Source organism: Aerococcus sp. L_32, from assembly GCF_050689315.1.
This window is the reverse complement of sequence record NZ_JBOEQF010001025.1, coordinates 1-666: the sequence shown is the minus strand read 5'-3', so window position 1 is coordinate 666 and position 666 is coordinate 1. Positions and strand designations below refer to the sequence as shown.

The 666-nt window shown below is 41.9% G+C and carries 1 protein-coding gene and 1 pseudogene; both read left to right on the top strand.

Features of this window, described 5'->3' with window-relative positions; translation table 11 throughout:
* Positions 1-437: ATP-binding cassette domain-containing protein (locus ACRCJ0_RS18005; protein ID WP_431391507.1), on the top strand; the 437-nt coding region annotated here is incomplete at its 5' end.
* Positions 430-666: pseudogene (locus tag ACRCJ0_RS18000) on the top strand (ABC transporter ATP-binding protein); the annotation flags it as partial. The gene ACRCJ0_RS18005 and the pseudogene ACRCJ0_RS18000, both read left to right, overlap by 8 nt.

Here is a 666-nt window from a genome sequence, read left to right as displayed (position 1 = left end):
TCTTATCAGACGATGAAATATGGGCTGCCTTAGACACTGCACAAGCAAGAGACTTTGTTGAAGGAGAACCTGACCAATTAGATACCCATGTTGCCCAAGGTGGTAACAACTTCTCCGGTGGTCAAAAGCAACGTTTAGGGATTGCCCGCGTACTTGCTCGTAAACCTGAGATTCTAATCTTTGATGATTCCTTCTCTGCTTTGGATTACCAGACAGATAAGACCTTGCGTAGCGTTTTAGCTGAACGTATGGCTGACACCACTAAGATCATTGTAGCCCAACGTATTTCAACTATTATGGATGCGGACAAAATTTTAGTACTAGATAGAGGGGAAATTGTTGGTCGCGGTAAACACCAAGAATTATTAGCGGACAACAAGGTATACCAAGAAATTGCTTATTCACAATTATCAGAGGAGGAATTAGCAAATGACTAAGAAAAAAGATGCAAATCAACCTTCATTGATGGCGAATATTTTGACATATGCGCGTGAATACAAATGGCCGTTCATTGCAGCGGTTGTCCTAGCCATGATTGGTTCTATATCGTCTATTATCGGTCCCGACCGGTTAGGGGATATGACAGATAAAATCACGGAAGGCTTGATGTCACCAGGTGGGATTGACTTAGAGCGTATTTCACAAATTGCAATTACTTTAGTGGTG